The sequence below is a fragment of the Scandinavium hiltneri genome, assembly GCF_024764835.1.
Lineage (GTDB): Bacteria > Pseudomonadota > Gammaproteobacteria > Enterobacterales > Enterobacteriaceae > Scandinavium > Scandinavium hiltneri.
This window is the reverse complement of the sequence record NZ_JALIGE010000071.1, coordinates 1-14,527: the sequence shown is the minus strand read 5'-3', so window position 1 is coordinate 14,527 and position 14,527 is coordinate 1. Positions and strand designations below refer to the sequence as shown.

Below are 14,527 nucleotides of genomic sequence, written 5' to 3'. Positions count from 1 at the left end.
TTTCCCCGTATTTATTGCCTGAGATAAACGGTGTCACCCTTGCGGGGGCTTTTTTTGTGAAGGGAATGTCGTGAACGCAATGCTAACGCGTCGGCTGCTGCAACTGCTGCCGATGCTTTTCTTTATTTCACTGGTCGCTTTTTTACTGGTGAAACTCGCGCCGGGCGATCCCGTGCAGGCGTACATCACGCCGCGCATGGCCCCGGAGGATATCGAGCGTATCCGCCAGAGCCTCGGGCTGGATAAACCGCTGGTGACGCAGTACTTCCTGTGGCTGAAAAACCTGTTTCAGGGCGACCTGGGTTACTCGCTGATTTATCACCGCCCGGTACTGGAGATGATCGTCGAACGTATGCCCGCCACGCTTGGCCTGATGGGCGCGTCGCTGTTGCTGGCGATCGTGCTGGCGGTGCCGCTCGGTCTGCTGGCCGGTGCGTTTAAACATCGCTGGCTCGATCACGTCCTCAACCTGTTTGCCTATATCGGTATATCGGTGCCGATTTTCTGGTTCGGCATATTGCTGATAACGGTGTTTGCGGTGCAGCTCAACTGGCTGCCGAGCATGGGAATGCGCACAATCGGCGTGGAAGACAACTGGCTCGACGTCGTACGCCACGGCGTGCTGCCGTGTATCGCGCTGACCTTCTACAACCTCTCGACCTATGTGCGCTACGTACGTTCCAACACCATCAGCCAGCTGTCGGCGGACTATGTGCAAACCCAGCTGGCGTACGGCGCAACGTATCGCACTATTCTGTTTCGCCACGTGATGAAAAACGTGCTGCTACCGGTTATCACCCTGTTTGGCCTGTCGTTTGGCGAAATGGTGGTGGGCGCGTACGTCACCGAAAGCGTGTTCTCGTGGCCGGGCATGGGGCTGCTGGGCATTCAGGCGATCTCCTCGCTCGACTACCCGCTGATCATGGCGATCATTTTGCTGTCATCATTGATGCTGATCGTCGGCAACCTGTTGGCGGATCTGCTGTATCGCTTCGCCGATCCCCGCATTCGTACCCAGAGGTAACCGCCGATGAGCAGACGCTGGCAAAACGTACGTCACCAGCTGCGCCGCAATCGTCCGGCGCAGTTCTCCCTTTTGGTGCTCTTTATTTTCATCCTCGCGGCGCTGGCTGCGGGGTTAAGTCCTTACGATCCGGATCAGATGTCGCTCGGTGCACGCCTGCTGCCGCCCGATGCCGCGCACTGGTTCGGCACCGACGAATACGGTCGTGATTACCTTACGCGCGCGCTGTACGGCGGCCAGATATCGCTGATGGTCGGCTTTATGGTGATGCTGTTTTCCACGCTGATTGGTACCGTCGTCGGCACCGTGAGCGGCTATTTTGGCGGCTGGATAGACAACATCATGATGCGCGCCGTCGATATTCTGTTGGCGATCCCGGCGTTCTTTCTGCTGCTGGTGCTCAACGCGTATCTCAAGCCCGGCGTGGACAACATCATCATGATTATCAGCCTGTTGACGTGGATGAATATGTCGCGTCTGATCCGCGCCGAAACGCTGTCGGTGAAGGAGCGCGAATACGTGCTTTACGCCAGGGCGTCCGGCGAGCATCCGTTACGCATCATCGCGCGGCACATCATACCCGGCGTGTTGCCGACGATTATCGTCTCCGCGACGCTCAATATCGCGTCGGCCATATTGATGGAATCAACGCTGAGCTTTTTGGGCCTCGGCGTGCAGCAGCCCGCGGCATCGTGGGGCAGCATGCTCAACAACGCGCAGTCGTACATCGGGGAAGCCACCTGGCTGGCGATGTTCCCCGGTGTGCTTATCCTGTTGACGGTATTCAGTTTTAACGTGCTGGGCGACGTGTTCCGTACCGCCTTCGAGCCGGGAGCCAATCGCGATGCATAACTTACTGGAACTCGACAACCTGCGAACATCGTTCTTCACCCGCGACGGCGAAGTACATTCGGTGCGCGGCGTGAGTTTTGCGCTGAAGCCGGGCGAACTGGTCGGCATTGTCGGGGAATCCGGCTGTGGCAAAAGCGTCACCTGTAAATCGGTGATTCAACTGCTCGGCAACAATGGCCAAATTACCGGCGGCAGCATTCGTTTTCGCGGTGAAGATCTGGCGCGTAAAACGCCGGAGCAGATGCGCAGAATTCGCGGGAACGATATCGCGATGATCTTTCAGGATCCCATGACCGCGCTGAACCCGGTGCTGACCATTGGCCGTCAGATGACCGAGATCCTCATCCGCAATAAAAGCCTGTCGAAGCGCGAGGCGAAATCCAGGGCCATCGACATGCTGACCCGCGTCGGGATCGCCGATGCTGCCAGCCGTTTCTCCCAATATCCGCACGAGTTCAGCGGCGGGATGCGCCAGCGCGTGATGATCGCCATCGCGCTCTCCTGCAACCCTGAACTGCTGATTGCCGACGAACCGACCACCGCGCTGGACGTCACCATTCAGGCGCAGATCCTGCGGCTGCTAAAATCGCTGCAACAGGAAACCGGCACCGCCATTTTGCTGGTCACGCACGATCTTGGCGTGGTGGCGCAGGTGTGCAGCCGCGTCGTGGTGATGTACGGCGGGCAGGTGATGGAGGAGGGCAGCGTCGAAGATATTTTCTGGCGGCCTTTGCATCCGTACACCCGCGGCCTGCTGGCGTCACTGCCGCGCGCCGACGACCCGGAACATCGTCTGTCGCCGATTGAAGGCTCACCGCCGGGGTTACTCAACCCGCCCACCGGCTGCCCGTTTGCCGAGCGCTGCCCGCAGAGGATGGCGCAATGCGACACGCCGCCGCCGTTTTATTCGAACGCTGAGGGCCACCGCGCCGCGTGCTGGCTGTGGCAGGATAAGGAGATTCAGGCATGAGCCATGAACCGTTAATTCGCGTTCGCGACCTGCGTAAGCACTACGCGCTGAACGGCGGCTGGCTGGGCAAAGGGCGTGTGGTTAAAGCCGTCGACGGCGTCAGTTTCGACATTATGCCGGGGGAGACTTTCGGCCTGGTGGGGGAGTCCGGCTGCGGAAAATCGACTCTCGGGCGTGCCATGCTGCGGCTGTTTGATATCACCTCCGGCGAGATTTCCTTTGCCGGGCAGGAGATTGCCCACGCCTCAGAGAAAACCCTCAAACCGCTGCGCCGCCGGATGCAGGCCATTTTTCAGGACCCGTATTCATCGCTGAACCCCGGTATGACCGTCCAGCAGCTGGTTGCCGAACCGATGCAAATTCACGGCTACAGCAAACAGGCGCAGCGTGAACGCGCCGAAGAGCTGTTGTACAAAGTAGGCCTTAAGCAGGAGCATTTGCAGCGTTTCCCACATGAGTTCAGCGGCGGTCAGCGCCAGCGGATCAGTATCGCGCGTGCATTGTCGGTGCGACCGGAGTTTGTGCTGTGCGATGAGCCGCTGTCGGCGCTGGATGTGTCGGTGCAGGCGCAGGTGGTGAATATTCTGCAAGATTTACAGCAGGAATTAGGGCTGACGTACCTGTTTATCGCGCATGATTTGTCGATGGTGCGTCACATTTCCAGCCGGATAGGCGTGATGTACCTCGGCAAGCTGGTGGAAGTGGCAGATGCGGAGGAACTGTATCGCCATCCGGCGCACCCGTACACCCGGGCGCTGCTGGCTTCGGTGCCGCAGCCCGATCCGCGTGTGCGAAATCTGGAGCTCAGCGGGCTGAAAGGCGAGATCCCAAGCCCGACCGCCGAGATTCACGGCTGTCGTTTTTGCAGCCGCTGTCCGCACGCAATGCCGGTGTGTCAGCAGCAGGAACCGCCGATGCAGGAAATTTCCCCGCGCCATTTCGCCGCCTGTTGGTTGTTTAAGGTGTAGGCGCTCTGTCACGTATCTCGCGTACCAAATCGATAAACGCTTTCAACCCCGGTGGGACGTGACGTCTGCCGGGGTAGTAAAGGCGCAATCCACCAAACGATGGGCACCATTCGGCCATCACGCTGACCAGTCGCCCGGCGGCGATATCATCCTGCACAAACCAGTCTGAAATAAATGCCAGCCCGATGCCGCTGAGTGCGGCGCGGTGGATGGCGCGCATTTCATTGAGCACAATACGCGGCGGCACGTTGACGGAGAATTTCTGCTGATGGCGTTCCAGCTCCCAGTGGTAAATCCCGCCGTGCGACATGCGCATACCGACGCTCTGATGCTGACGCAGATCGTCAGGTGCCAGCGGTGTGCCGTGTTCGGCCAGATACGCTGGCGTGGCGACGACCAGCATGCGAATGTCCCGCGTGAGCGGCACCGCAATCATGTCCTGCGGCACGGATTCCTCGAGTCGAATACCCGCGTCGTAGCCTTCCGCCACGATATCCACCATCCGCGATTCGCTGGTGATGTCCAGACGCATTTGCGGATAACGTTGCAGATATTCCTCGATCAACGGCTCGTACAGCAGCGCCACGCTCTCCTGCGGCGCGTTGATGCGCAGTGTGCCGGTTGGCGTGTCCGGCACGGCGGTAATCTCTTCCGACGCGCGCTGAATTTCCGCCAGCGCGGGCGCGATGCGTTCGACATAGCGCTCACCCGCAGGCGTCAGCGCCACGCTGCGCGTCGAACGGTTAAACAGCCGAACCTTCAGGCGGCTTTCCAGCCCGGCGACGGCGTTGCTGACCGCGGTCGCCGACATGCCAAGCTCCCGCGCGGCGGCGCGAAAACTCTGGCGGTGCGCGACGGCGAGCACCACTTCCAGCTCAGTGAATCCACTGCGATGCATAGATTATCCCGATTTTCGGTACAGTCCGTACAGGATAGACCCTCTTATCGTAGCGGTCATCTGTTTCTATACTCCTTCCACACACTGAAAAACAGAATACGTGGAGAACAACATGCAGCACATCGACAACATCTATATCAACGGCGAATGCGTTACCCCGCACGGCGAAGAGCGTTTTGAGCTGTTCAACCCTGCTACCGAAGAAGTGATTGGCACCGTGCGCCTGGCGGATGAAGTAGACGCCGAACGCGCGATTGCCGCAGCGAAAGCTGCGTTTACGGGCTGGTCACGCACCACCAAAGACGAGCGTATTGCGGTCCTGAAACGCATGCATAAAGCCGTCGCCGCGCGTGAAGATGCGCTGCTCGAAGCCATCGTTACCGAATACGGTGCGCCGCAGTCACGGGGCCGCTGGATGGCACAATATCCGGCAGACGTAATCGCTCAGGCGATTGAAACCCTGGAAGAATTTGAATTCGTAGAACAGGCAGGAAGCGCGCAGGTGGTCATGACGCCGGTCGGTGTGGCAGGGCTGATTACGCCGTGGAACAGCGACGCCGGGTTTATCTGCAATAAGCTGGCGACGGCGATGGCCGCAGGCTGCACCGCGGTTATCAAACCGAGTGAAATGAGCGCCATGCAAACGCAGATTGTGACCGAAGCGCTGCACGAGGCGAACATTCCGGCGGGCGTGTTTAACATCATCACCGGGCGCGGTGAGGTGGTGGGCGACGTGATTAACCGTCATCCGGATATCGCGAAAATTTCCTTCACCGGTTCAACGGCGGTGGGCAAACACATTGTCGAAAGCAGCGCGCAATCGCTGAAACGCGTCACGCTGGAGCTGGGTGGGAAATCCCCGACGGTGATTCTTGATGATGCCGATATCGATAAAGCCGTTCCGCTGGCGCTGGCGGCAGGCTTTATGAACAGTGGGCAGGCGTGCATAGCCGGGACGCGTATTCTGGTGCCGCGCAGCCGCCAGGCGGAGTTTGAGCAGGCGTTTGCCCATGCGGTAGGCCAGGTGCAGTCCGGCGATCCGCGCGACGACAATACTGAAATCGGCCCGATGGTCAGCCGCAAACAGTGGCAGCGCGTGCAGGACTACATTCGTCTGGGCGTGGAAGAAGGCGCGAAATTGCTGGTGGGCGGCGAAGGGCGTCCGGCGGGTATGGCGCAAGGCTGGGGCGTGAAGCCGACGGTGTTTGTCGGGCATAACCAGATGCGCATCGCCCGTGAGGAGATCTTTGGCCCGGTGCTGGTGATTATCCCTTACGAAGATGACGCTGACGCACTGGCGATTGCCAACGACACGAATTATGGCCTGAATGCGATGGTGCTGGGTGGCAATACCGAACGCGCCGTGCGCATCGCGCAGCAGATTGAGTCCGGTCGCGTGATGGTCAACACCCTGGCCCATGAGCCTAAAGCCCCGTTTGGCGGCGTGAAACATTCCGGCCTGGGACGTGAAATGGGCAAATGGGGAATGCAGGCGTATCTGGAAGCGAAAACGGTAGTGGTGGGTTAACGTGGACTTGCCCGGTAAGCGTTAGCGCCACCGGGCACATCGCACTGACTAACTCATGATTCGTTCGGCCCACACGCTAATGTCATCTCCGCTGCCCAAATCCGGCTGCACCAGACCATTCACCATAAAGGTTGGCGACACGTGGATGCCGTTCTGACGGGCATATTTGCAATGCCATTTGATGACGGTTTGTAATTCCGGTACCGCAAATGGCTCGCTCACGTTTACCCCGCTGTAACGCTCAAGACGTTCGATAATGTCCTGCGGCGTGGCCTGCATATTCGGGCCGCTGCAATGGTCGGTAAATTCAAATTCTTCACGATGATCGGCCACTGCCTGCAACACTTTTTTCGCCGCTGCTCTGCCGTCCGGTAAGGTCGATGCCGCCAGGATATAGCGAACGATCACGCCTGAAAACATATGCCACGGCTGTGATTGCAGACGAATTTTCACCGTGACGTTGTCTTCCCCAACCGCTGTCAGCAGCGCGTCGAGTTTGTTGAACGCCTTCACCGAATAGGGGCAAGTCGGTTCCAGAAAAACCTCGAAAGTCCGTGGACCGTGACCCCATTCCAGTGCCTGTGCCTGTAAGCTCATGTTGACTCCTGATGTTGTGTTGTCGTTTCGATTATCTTATCTGTGAGGTGTATGATTAAGCCACTTCTGCCACCGTGTTGGCAATGTGCAGACGACAACAACAGGATTTTCGCTAGCCGCCTGCTTCCCTGAACGGGAAAAATTAGGTTGGACGAATCCGATAAAGTGATGAAGGACGATAACCTGCTGGCGCTGTTTAATATCCCGAAAATCCTCTGGCCGCGATTACGACTTTCGTGGCAGCGTCGTCGCCACGACATGATTACCGGGCACATGGATTTTTGCATGGATGAGCGCGGGCTGAAGGTGTACGAGTACAACGCTGACTCCGCGTCGTGTCACACGGAAGGCGGTTTGATTCTGGAGCAGCGGGCCAAAACGGGCTGCTGATTGACGTGCTGCTGCGCCCGGAAGTGAGGGTCTTCGAACCGCTGATGGTGGAGAAGGGCGAGTCGTAAACTCGGGATATTCAGGGGCATGGCGCCCCTGAATGATTTATGGCGGTAAACGCATCACAGCGTTTCATTAAATTGCAGTAAGCGGCCGGTATTCAGTAACACCAGCAGCGTGCTGAGGTTATGCAGTATCGCGGCAATCAATGCCCCGGAGGATCCGAGCAATCCCAGGGCGGCGGCGATAACAATGAGTACCGTCCAGCCCAGCCCGATAATCACATTGACCTGCAACGTGGAGCGACATTGTCTGCTTAGCCTGACCGCAGTCGCCAGGCGGCGTAAATCGCTGCCGGTTAACACCACATCCGCCGAAGCCAGGGCGATATCGGCGCCGTTACTGCCCATCGCGATGCCGACGGCACCTGCTTTTAACGCCAGAGCGTCGTTTACCCCGTCACCGACCACCATTGGCCGCCAACCTTCATTCACCGCCTGATGCACCTTCTGGAGTTTTTCGGCGGGAAGCACTTCGGCGGCCAGTTCACTGATACCGGTCTGTTGGGCCACACGCTGCGCGGCAATTTGTCGATCGCCGGTTAGCAGAAGCTGATGGTCGATACCCAGCATTTTCAGCGTCGCCATCGCCTCGGGGGCTTCAGGACGGAGGGTATCCTCCAGCAGAAACCAGCCGAGAAACACGCCATTTTCTGCAAGGCCGACCACCGGACCGTCATGGTCGGGTAACGGAGTGGCGCTGACCCGGTAACGATCAAACAGTTCGCGTCGGCCCAGTAGCGCCTGACCAGCGTCGGTCGTGGCAATAACGCCCAGGCCGTGCATTTCCTCCACATCACTCAGTGAGATCGCTTTATGATTGTGGCGGGCGTCGACCAGCGCCCGGCTGACCGGGTGATTGCTGACGGCACCCAGCGCTGAGGCCAGTTGCAACACGGCCTCGCGCGAGCGTTCGGTAGACTGAATCAGTTCGGCCAGTCGCAATCGGCCCTGGGTCAATGTGCCGGTTTTATCAATAATCAGCGCGTCGACGTCGGCCAACTCCTCCAGAAATGCCGCATTGCGGATCAGGATCCCGCGTCGGGCGGCGACGGCGATCCCTGCCATTGAGGTGGCCGGCGCCGATAACACCAGCGCACACGGGCATGCGGCAACCAGTACAGCCAGCATGGCCTGGCTATTGTAGGTTAAAAACCAGGTGGTAGCGGCAATCAACAGCACCAGGATCAGATAGTGACCGGCGTAGCGTTCCAGCATCCGCGTTATCGGAGGTTTAGCCTGCTCGGCATCTTTCATCAGGGCGATAACTTTACCCAGCGTCGATTGCTCGCCAGTATGGGTGACTTCGAGGCGCAATAAACCGTTCAGGTTCAGTGTGCCGCCGAAGACGGACATCCCCTCCGAGACTTCAACCGGCACCGATTCGCCGGTGATCGAGGCGACGTCCAGACTGGCATGACCGGAAAGGATCCGGCCATCGGCAGGGATTTGATCGCCCGCGCGGACCTCGACAATATCCCCAGGCTTAAGATGCTGGCTGCTGATGCTTTCCAGCGAGCCATCGGTCCGCACGCGTCTCGCCTGGCTGTACGTCAGCTTACTCAGACCGGCGATGGCCTGCCGGGTGCCCATCACGCTGCGCTCTTCAAGGATATGGCCGAAAATCATGATGACCGGCAGTAACGCGGCGGTCATCAGGTCGCCCAGTGCCCATGCGCCGAGCATCGCCAGGACGATCAGCTGGTCAGTGACGCCGTGAAGATCGGGGTGACGTAAACTGTGCCATCCGGCGCGGAACACCGGTACAGCGACCAGCAACCACGCGACGCCTGCCAGAATATCGCTGATTGCCGGTTGCTCTGGTGCCATCGCGCGCCAGAGCAGGCTTAACAGCAGCAGCCCGATGGTGACCATTGCCAGCGTGAGCTGGCGCGACATGCGACGCTGTTCAGCCGGGGTTTGCAGGCTGTTGCTGAAGTGAATATGTCCGTGGCTGCACTGATGGCTCATGGCTGTTTCTCGCTGGCAGGCGGGGTGGGTGATGGCGGCATAAGACCTTGTAAGATCAGACGGCTATCGTCGCCAGGCGCGACGGTAATGACCTGTCCGGCCTGCGCCAGAATTTTGGTGACTCTTTCGCGCCACAGCCGATGCAACATCCCGCCGTCGGTGCCATCACGCAGGACCTGTGACAGTTGCAGGATGAGTTGCGTATCGGTGCTGGCTTTGGCCAGCGTTTCCTGGCGGCTGGCTTCAGCCTGCTGGAGCATGCGGTCTGCCTGTTGCTGCGCTTGCTGAGTGCGCAAGGTGGCGGCGGTGCGCGCCGCGGCAATCGCCTGATCGGCCTGCTGGCTGGCGGTCAGTACCGCATTGAATGCCGCAACGGCGTTATCCGGCAGTGAGGAGATAATATCGACCCGCTCAATGGTTACCCCCGGATCGTTGCCGCTGGCGCGCATTCGCGCGAGGCTTTGCTGCATATTCTGTTTGAAATCGCTGCGCAAGCGGAGTCGTTCCTCGGCAGAGTGCTGGTCATTCTGCGGCGTCTCGGGGCGTGCGACCAGGATAGCATCCAGATTGCGTTCCATCGCGACAACGGCTGCCGCTCGCTCGGCGAGGCGGTCGATCAGCGGATCGATATGCGGACGCTGGAGCGCAAAGCGGATGGGATCGCTGACACGCCAGAACACACGTACATCCAGCTGCACAACTCCTTCATCGCCGGTCAGGAGATATCCCGCCCCGGCGCCAGCATCACCGTCACGATCCCAGCTGTTGACGAGATCTAACTGCTCGCCACGGCGCAGCATCAGGACCTCTCGCTCCATAATCCGTTCTGAGGCAGGCACCCGCTCGATGCTGCCGACGGGATGGGGCCAGACAAACAGCAGCCCTGCATTAGCCACGCGAACCGGTTTGCCGAACTGATAGACCACCGCTCGGCTCTCGGGCGACACCTGGTGGATGCAGGAGAATAGCCAGACACACGCGGCAATGATGGCCGTGCCATAAAGCGTGAAGAAAGCGATGCGATAAGACTGCCCCCACGGCGTACGGGCGGGCATCATGGCTGCGTTTTCTCTTGCGGCTGGCCCGGCTCCTGCACCAGCGTTTTAAACGGGGCAGCATCCGTCCTCAACACCAGACGGGTGCTGGAGTTCACGATCGAACTCAGGGTGTCCAGCGAGCGCAGAAGGTCATAGAGCTGTGGGTCGCTGTGCCAGGCTTTGCCGTATATTCCGGCGGCGTCGCGCTGGGCGTCGGCGGTGATGGCGGCGGCTTTTACCGAGGCATCAGCTTCCAGAATACGGGCGTCGCGATCGGCTTTGGAATGGATTTCTGCCGCCAGCCGTTTGCCTTCAGCCGTGCGTTCGGCGGCGATGGTCTCACGTTCCGCGCGCATCCGGTCAACGGTGGCGTTTAAGGTTACGGCTGGCAGCGTCAGGCGTTCAATGCCGGTCTGGATAACCTCAATGCCATAGCTGTTAAGTAACTGGTTTTTAAGCTGTGACTGAAGCTGCTCTTCCAGTTCGGCAATTTTGACCTTTTTGCCATCGACGTTAACGATATCCGACAGCGCATAATTGCTGGCAGTGGTTTCCAGCGCCGAGCCAATAAAGGTGCGGATCTGGCGGGCGGCTTCATCCGGCTGGTTTTGTACGGCACGGATGAAACGCAGCACGTCGTCGTTGTCTGATTTTACTTTCCAGATAACCCAGGCTTGCATCAGGACCCGCAGTCCATCCCGGGTGCCGACGTCCTGCAGGCCACTTGAGGTGGAGCGGATGCGTAAATCGACATCAACCGGCGATTCAAAGGGCGCTGGTATCCGCCATGCCAGGCCGGGTGTGAGCAGAACCCGCACTGGATCGCCGAACCGGGTAATGACCGTCGCGTTACCGGCGCGAACTTCCAGCAGACTTGCTGTCAGCACGGCCAGCATCACCAGTAAGGCCGCCACGCCGAAGCGCAGGGCACGTTTTCGTGACGATGGGGCTTTGGGAAACGTCTGCCTTTTAACCGCATTGGGCGCGTCGTTGGCGGGGGTTATCGCGGTTATCTTCATTTCGTGCTGGCCTTCTGTGGAGCGGTGCTGTCCGTTAACGCGGGAAACTGGCGTAAATCCAGAACGGGTTGGTTCGCGCCCTGGAGGTGAGCGTCGAGAATTAAAAGCGGGGTATGCGCCAGGGTCTGGCTCAGGATTTGGTAGCGTCGTTCAGTGATAAACGCGTCACCCGCCAGGTGCCATGCCTGCTCTTCTGCCGCGAAATTTGTCGCTGCGGCCTGGGCCCGTGACAGATTTTCTGCGGCAGTGGCTTGCGCACTATGCATACCGGTCTGCGCATTACGTTGCGCTTCGCTGGCCACCGTAGCGGCATAGCCTTTTTCGCGGGCGATTAACGCATTACCTGCGATTTGCGCGGCCTGTACACCATGATAAGCATCGGCTGCACCAGCGGGCGGATGAATCGCTTCAATACGGGTGAACAGCAATTCCACCCCGGTATTGAGTGCAGTCAGACGCTGCTGGATTTGCTGGCTTAGGGTGGTCGCCAGCGTCGCCCGTTGCTCATCGAGTAATTCATCGAGCTGCTTACTGGCAAATTGGGTCATCAGCACCTGGCGCGCCACGCTGCGTATCAGGCCTGGCAAGTCTTGTGTCTGATACTGACTGTTAAGTGCGTCTTTATCGGTGAGACCAACGCGCCAGATCAAACGAATGTCAGTATTGACCATCTGGAAGTTTTGACTGTCCATCGCGGCGCTGGCAATCACCTGCGACTGGTCGGTGGCATGGTCGTTATCCCACAAACGCCAGCTGCTCTGCGGCGCAGGTCCTTCCGCGCTGTCGGGTGGTGTTTCCGCTTGACTCACCTGCGTGTTATCACTGAGCTGTAACTCATGCACCGTACCGTTTTCAACGGCGATAATCCGACCAAAGGGCCAGGGTAATCCGGCGTGCAGACCGGGCTGCAAAATGGCCGTCGGGCGGCCAAATCGTTCATAGACTCCCCGCTGATGTAACGTAATTTCGGTTAATCCGCTGAGTAACCAGCCGAGTGCGGCGATGCCGCAAGTCACGGGCAACAGCTTTTTAGCCATCAGGCGGAAGGCCTGGATCTGGCGCAGATCGATACCAAAACGCTGATGGAATGCACTCAGCAAAAAAACGAGCGGTCGCAGCGGCCACTGATACAGCGCGGTCAGGAGACTGCGAGTGAGAAAACGAGGCTCAGACTCCGCGGGAAGAGGGTGCGCCAAGGCCCCAAGAGCTCGTAGCAGATACTCAAACGCCATCAGTAGCGGAATGAGCGTCGCCAGCTTAACAGTCCACAGCGCCAGGGCAGGAGAAAGCATCGCGCCGAGCAGGGCCAGCGAAAGTAATATAAAGATGCTGAGCAGGGCGCGGGCAAGACCAATGTGTTCCTGCTGATATTGCCATCCCCGAACCACTTTAAAGCTGAGCATTCGCTCAATCAGCAGCAGCGCAAAACACAACAAAATAAAGACGGCGCTGACGGTCAAGGAGGGAACGTTGCTCGGGTCGACTGGCGTCGTGTCCGCTAAATTTGAGATGGCAAACGCCAGAGCCAGGCCTGCAGTGATCACCGTCGTGGCCACATGCTGGTGGAAATAATTCAGCCAGGCTTGAACGTTGGGCGGCAATAGCTGACGACGTGGGCGTGATTGTGCGCCGGGATCAGCAATGAGTTCAGGTTCTGGTGACTGAATGCCTTCGCAGCGGAGTGAATTTTCAACAAAGGCCAGGGCGACAAACGATGCCGACAATAACAAGCGGGTGACTGATAACCCTAAACCAGGGCTGGAAAAGAGTTCCAGTAAGGCATAAGCCATGCCAAAGATGACCAAAATACCGAAAAGACATGCCTGAGTGATGAGCAAACGCTGGCCACGCGGCGTGACTTTAGGCGGTACCACTGGGGGGGAGGGCGGGGTCATTATCCGTTAAGTCTCCTGATTGAGTCCAGGACGATTCTCAACGAAAAGCGAAACATTTCGTAATGTTATATTGTTACGATATGTACAAATGCGAGGGGAGTTAGACGTAGAGTCCGTACCCCGGAACTCTCAAAAAGTGCGTGGAACTAAAGCAGGGATACTTACAACTCCACCCTCTAAACACATCAAATCAGGATATGATTTCAGCTATCCAGAAAATGGGATGCTCTCTGGGATTTGAAGCCTTCATCACGCAATCATCCTTATCCAGGCAAGGTATACCTTCTGCAACGATATGTTGTCCAACGCTGGTTATCGCCAGTGAAGATGATGCTATCCGTTCGATGAAGGAGGCAGAAGAGTTGGTCGAAGCCATACCTTATGCATCGTTAAGAATCATTCGGGATAGCGGCCATATGATTCCGCTCGAACAGCCCAGGGAGTTGGCAAGAACAATTGTTGAATGGATCCCGGCTACGTAAATAATTGGGTGTTTATCCGGCAAATTTCCTAACTTACTTCATTAGGGTAAGGTCCGCTGTGAGCGAGGAGCGGAAGCTCTCAATTGTCCCCACAGCTGATAGAGGTATTACTAACTTTGGCGTATTGTATTGAAAGGGACAGGTCAATTGCTCGGTTGATATTTAACCTGCTGCCATAAACCTAACCCCACTTTTCATCAAGTATATTTTCCTGAATTGATTGAGTATAACATGTAACGGAGATGTTAATGGTTATTACAAGGTTAATTATTGAGGGTTTTAAGGGGTTCAAAGACCGATTTTGCATCGAGTTCAATGAGTCAGTGAACATTATCGTAGGTGATAATGAAGCGGGGAAAAGTACCATCCTTGAGGCTATCAATTTGGGTTTGACGGGTTTGTATGCGGGGAAACCTGTCAAGAACAACATCAGCCAATATCTCTTTAATGACCAATTGGTGAAGGAATATCTAGACAGTCTTACAACTGCAGCCAGACTGCCACCACCAGCGCTATTCGTTGAGCTCCACTTCCAAAAAACACCCGATACCGCTTTCATGGAGGGGGATGGTAACTGCCAGAAGTCATCCTCAGTGGGAGTTGTGTTCAAAATCAAGTTTAACGAGGACTATAAGGCTGCCTATGAGGCACTCTTGAAGGCTGGTGATATCAGAACGTTGCCTATTGAGTATTACGATATTGAATGGAAAGGTAATCCCCCCATTTTTAACGGAGGTGATAAATAGAATCAGGTCATGCGTTGAATATGCTGCATCGGCGTGAAGCCATTTAATGCCATATTTGGTCGTTCGTGATTATAAAACCATTGCCACTGCG

General features: G+C 57.5%; 13 protein-coding genes and 1 pseudogene. 8 read left to right on the top strand and 6 right to left on the bottom strand.

What is annotated here, in order from left to right:
- Window positions 1-79: 79 nt before the first annotated feature.
- The 4 genes from MUU47_RS07315 to MUU47_RS07300 are packed head-to-tail and all read left to right on the top strand — an operon-like array spanning window position 80 to window position 3,814.
- On the top strand, window positions 80-1,024 hold the full coding sequence (locus tag MUU47_RS07315; RefSeq protein WP_258967671.1) for an ABC transporter permease: 945 nt from the start codon (window positions 80-82) through the stop codon (window positions 1,022-1,024).
- A 6-nt stretch (window positions 1,025-1,030) separates the two neighbouring features.
- A complete protein-coding gene (locus MUU47_RS07310; protein ID WP_258964852.1) occupies window positions 1,031-1,876 on the top strand; it encodes an ABC transporter permease in 846 nt (281 codons plus the stop codon).
- The gene (locus MUU47_RS07305) at window positions 1,869-2,846 is read left to right on the top strand and encodes an ABC transporter ATP-binding protein (protein WP_258987523.1); all 978 of its coding nucleotides are present in this window, start codon (window positions 1,869-1,871) and stop codon (window positions 2,844-2,846) included. The genes MUU47_RS07310 and MUU47_RS07305 overlap by 8 nt, the downstream gene beginning before the upstream one ends.
- On the top strand, window positions 2,843-3,814 hold the full coding sequence (locus MUU47_RS07300) for an ABC transporter ATP-binding protein (RefSeq protein ID WP_258987522.1): 972 nt from the start codon (window positions 2,843-2,845) through the stop codon (window positions 3,812-3,814). The genes MUU47_RS07305 and MUU47_RS07300 overlap by 4 nt, the downstream gene beginning before the upstream one ends.
- Here MUU47_RS07300 and MUU47_RS07295 read toward each other — a convergent pair.
- Window positions 3,804-4,712 (bottom strand): LysR family transcriptional regulator, encoded by a 909-nt coding sequence (locus tag MUU47_RS07295; RefSeq protein WP_258987521.1) that lies wholly within the window; start codon window positions 4,710-4,712, stop codon window positions 3,804-3,806. The genes MUU47_RS07300 and MUU47_RS07295 overlap by 11 nt on opposite strands.
- Before the next feature lie 112 nt (window positions 4,713-4,824).
- Between MUU47_RS07295 and MUU47_RS07290 the strand changes: the two genes are divergently transcribed.
- Window positions 4,825-6,240 (top strand): aldehyde dehydrogenase family protein, encoded by a 1,416-nt coding sequence (locus MUU47_RS07290; protein WP_258987520.1) that lies wholly within the window; start codon window positions 4,825-4,827, stop codon window positions 6,238-6,240.
- Window positions 6,241-6,288: 48 nt separating this feature from the next.
- Here the strand turns inward: MUU47_RS07290 and MUU47_RS07285 are convergent, their stop codons facing one another.
- The gene (locus tag MUU47_RS07285) at window positions 6,289-6,837 is read right to left on the bottom strand and encodes a DsbA family protein (RefSeq protein ID WP_258987519.1); all 549 of its coding nucleotides are present in this window, start codon (window positions 6,835-6,837) and stop codon (window positions 6,289-6,291) included.
- Between the two features lie 147 nt (window positions 6,838-6,984).
- Here MUU47_RS07285 and MUU47_RS07280 point away from each other — a divergent pair.
- Window positions 6,985-7,221, top strand: a pseudogene (locus tag MUU47_RS07280) (glutathionylspermidine synthase family protein); the annotation flags it as partial.
- Window positions 7,222-7,349: 128 nt separating this feature from the next.
- Here the strand turns inward: MUU47_RS07280 and MUU47_RS07275 are convergent.
- From MUU47_RS07275 to hflK (MUU47_RS07260), 4 genes are read right to left on the bottom strand one after another with little or no spacing between them, the layout of a single operon-like run.
- The gene (locus MUU47_RS07275; protein WP_258987518.1) at window positions 7,350-9,257 is read right to left on the bottom strand and encodes a heavy metal translocating P-type ATPase; all 1,908 of its coding nucleotides are present in this window, start codon (window positions 9,255-9,257) and stop codon (window positions 7,350-7,352) included.
- Window positions 9,254-10,315: a protease modulator HflK gene (hflK, locus tag MUU47_RS07270; RefSeq protein ID WP_258987517.1), complete on the bottom strand. Its 1,062-nt coding sequence runs from the start codon at window positions 10,313-10,315 to the stop codon at window positions 9,254-9,256. Before hflK (MUU47_RS07270) ends, MUU47_RS07275 begins: the two co-directional genes overlap by 4 nt.
- Complete coding sequence (gene hflC / locus MUU47_RS07265) at window positions 10,312-11,313, bottom strand: protease modulator HflC (protein WP_258987516.1); 1,002 nt, start codon at window positions 11,311-11,313, stop codon at window positions 10,312-10,314. Before hflC ends, hflK (MUU47_RS07270) begins: the two co-directional genes overlap by 4 nt.
- Complete coding sequence (gene hflK / locus MUU47_RS07260; protein WP_258987515.1) at window positions 11,310-13,208, bottom strand: protease modulator HflK; 1,899 nt, start codon at window positions 13,206-13,208, stop codon at window positions 11,310-11,312. The genes hflC and hflK (MUU47_RS07260) overlap by 4 nt, the downstream gene beginning before the upstream one ends.
- A 197-nt stretch (window positions 13,209-13,405) precedes the next feature.
- Between hflK (MUU47_RS07260) and MUU47_RS07255 the strand changes: the two genes are divergently transcribed.
- Window positions 13,406-13,690, top strand: coding sequence for an alpha/beta fold hydrolase (locus MUU47_RS07255; protein ID WP_258987514.1), 285 nt, complete (start codon window positions 13,406-13,408; stop codon window positions 13,688-13,690).
- Between the two features lie 248 nt (window positions 13,691-13,938).
- A complete protein-coding gene (locus MUU47_RS07250; protein ID WP_258987513.1) occupies window positions 13,939-14,436 on the top strand; it encodes an AAA family ATPase in 498 nt (165 codons plus the stop codon).
- Window positions 14,437-14,527: the final 91 nt, after the last annotated feature.